This is a genomic window from Blautia sp. HCP3S3_H10_2 (genome assembly GCF_052122375.1).
GTDB lineage: Bacteria > Bacillota > Clostridia > Lachnospirales > Lachnospiraceae > Blautia_A.
Window position 1 is genome coordinate 1 of record NZ_JBQKCL010000042.1, and the last position, 1,757, is coordinate 1,757.

General features: G+C 45.0%; 2 protein-coding genes. Both read right to left on the reverse strand.

Annotated features, from left to right (window positions below):
* Positions 1 to 141: 141 nt before the first annotated feature.
* The gene (locus ACTQWB_RS18625; RefSeq protein WP_441502914.1) at positions 142 to 1,155 is read right to left on the reverse strand and encodes an IS3 family transposase; all 1,014 of its coding nucleotides are present in this window, start codon (positions 1,153 to 1,155) and stop codon (positions 142 to 144) included.
* Between the two features lie 11 nt (positions 1,156 to 1,166).
* On the reverse strand, positions 1,167 to 1,592 hold the full coding sequence (locus tag ACTQWB_RS18630) for an HTH domain-containing protein (protein WP_441485553.1): 426 nt from the start codon (positions 1,590 to 1,592) through the stop codon (positions 1,167 to 1,169).
* Between the last annotated feature and the right edge of the window lie 165 nt (positions 1,593 to 1,757).

Consider the following 1,757-nt stretch of genomic DNA (forward strand, 5'->3'; position numbering starts at 1 on the left):
CTATTTTTTAGACACCTACACAAAAGTGATATCCCTGATTTTGGACATTCCTTTGTTTGGTTATCCACATAAGTGGACACATGACATTTGATGTGCCCACAGAATTGGACAAACCGAATTGATATGATATTCTGTTAAATTTTATTTTTCAGAATCTATATGAACTGCCATTTTGCCAAGCTCTTTCGGCTCTTTCCTAATGGCCGGCGGGGCAGGTGCATTCGGGATATCCAGAGGATACTCCCCGGTAGTAACAAATTTGTAGAATTCATTAGGCGACAGTTTGGCAAGATGCCACTGATAGCGCTGATTGTTGTAATAATCTATATAGTCATCGATGATGACCTGAACCTTAGCAAACTCAGTACATTCCGCAAGTTTCGGCATGATGTGATCTTTCATATGGCCGAAGAAGCTTTCCTGCGGAGCATTGTCCCAGCAGTTTCCCCTGCGGGACATGGACTGACGGAGTTTTTTATCATAAAGGATATTTATGAACTTGTGGCTGGTATAGTGGCAACCCTGATCTGAATGAATGATCGTTTCTGCCTGGAGGGAGACCCCGTGATTTTCCACCAGTTTGTTGATGGTTTCCAAAACGAAATCCACTTCCAGTGATGGGCTGAGCACATACGACAGTATCTGCTTGGTAAAGGCATCCAGGACAGTAGATAAATAAGCAAAGATGCCATTATACGGCAGATAGGTGATGTCTGTCAGCAGGACGATTCTGGGACCGTATGCCTCAAATTCGCGCTGAAGCAGGTTGTCTGCAACATTGCTTGTCTTAAGGGCTTTGGCCATCCGCTTGTAAGGATTCGGGCCCCTGTAGGGGCAGGACAGATTGAATTTACCCATCAGACGCCGGATTTTTTTGAGATTCATGATCACAGGCGGATCCATATGAAGCAGGGCCATGTAGATGCCTTTGGCACCTTTTGTATAGCCGTGCATTTTGTAGGCAGCGAGTATCAGATCAAAGTCGTCACGGTCCTGCTGTTCCTTGAGTTCTCTTACAGGAGCGGAGTTGACCCAGGCGTAATAACCGCTACGGGATACACCTGCCGTTTCACAAAGTGCCTTGACGGACAGTGCGTTATGGCTTTGCTGCATGGTGTTGTAGATGATTTCGAATACACAGGAAGAGTCATTCATGAGCAGTGCACCTACTTCCTTGTAGTTCTGATCGAGGAAATTTTTTTTAGAAATTCCATTTCCTGTTTCAGGTAATCTACTTCATGCCGTAACTGTTTGATCTCATCAGCCTCGGATACAGGTTTGGCAGTATCTTTGGGTGCATCGTGGTTGGCTGTTTCACCCCGTGGACCATAGCCCTCATGGAATTCTCCGTACGTTTTATATTCTGTACGGATATGTTGGGAAATGCTCCATATGCGCCGCTCGCCGATGATGTCAATGTCAAAACCATGATCTTCAAGAATCTTTCTCGGCGATTCACCGGCTTTGTATGCGGTCATGAAGAGCTGCTTGAACTCTTTGGTGAGAGTGATCCTTGCCTCGGTAACACTGTAGATGTAAGGGTTTTGGCGAAGTAACTGTTGTTGTTCCTCTGTGAATAGTTTTCTGCTCATGAAAATCCTCCATTTCTGTGATTAGAATATCACATCTGGAAGGAAGTGTCCAAGAAAAAGGGTTCACATGGGAACGGTGTTTAAGAACAGGGTCACGTCTTGTGTGGGTGTCCGAAAAAAGGGTACTACACTAATTCGTGTGTCCACTGTTATGGGTACATTATA

Coding starts and splice junctions, on each gene's coding strand:
- ACTQWB_RS18625 (WP_441502914.1), bottom strand. CDS start 1,155: ATGAATGACTCTTCCTGTGTATTCGAAATCATCTACAACACCATGCAG.
- ACTQWB_RS18630 (WP_441485553.1), bottom strand. CDS start 1,592: ATGAGCAGAAAACTATTCACAGAGGAACAACAACAGTTACTTCGCCAA.